Raw genomic sequence first — 644 nt, forward strand, 5'->3', positions numbered from 1 at the left:
TCCGGGCAATGTCGTGCAGATGGATGTTGACGCTGTGCCTCTGAAACTGGCGTTTGGCCGTATTCAGTTTAACAACCATACGGATACCAATGCCCGTATTTCTAGTGGTCTGACTTCGGTGACTATTGATGAGTACGGCCTGTTCCAGCTAGAGACTCCTGCCAGTGCCTCGTCACTGCGTGTTGAAATGGACAACGGCTGGACCTGTCAGATTAAACTTCCTGCTGATGAAGGTGGAAACATTATCAGACTGGGTACGGTGCAGCTGTCTGAAGACAATTGCCAGATCCCAGTTGATGATGGACTGGCTGTGGGCAGGAACGAAACAAAGTAACGTGAAGAGTTTTGGGTGTCTATCGTGCTGAAACAGTGGTTTCTGTGTTGTGTTCTGATTTTGCCAGCACTGCCCGTTTGGGCAGTGAAACTTGAACTTGAAGCAGGGGGCCATATACCAAGGATAATTACCCTAGGAACCTGGTACGGACAGAGCAGCCCTGAAAATAGTTATAATGCCTGTATTATTGCGAGTGACAATGGTGTCCCAACTCACTACGATTTATCCGTGATGGATATACGTGGAGAAAACCTTGCTCTCAGGACGGGGGACAAGGTTGTGCCTGTTACTTTTACTATTAAGGGAACAG

2 protein-coding genes are annotated in these 644 nt (G+C 48.1%); both read left to right on the top strand.

Annotation, left to right across the window (positions count from 1 at the left end):
- On the top strand, positions 1–334 hold a 334-nt coding region (locus E1189_RS11415), incomplete at its 5' end, for a hypothetical protein (RefSeq protein WP_155160459.1).
- A 15-nt stretch (positions 335–349) separates the two neighbouring features.
- A partial coding sequence (locus E1189_RS25460) for a hypothetical protein (RefSeq protein WP_230460338.1) occupies positions 350–644 on the top strand: 295 nt, incomplete at its 3' end.

This window comes from Parendozoicomonas verongulae (assembly GCF_009711465.1).
In the GTDB taxonomy this organism is placed as follows: Bacteria; Pseudomonadota; Gammaproteobacteria; order Pseudomonadales; family Endozoicomonadaceae; genus Sansalvadorimonas; species Sansalvadorimonas verongulae.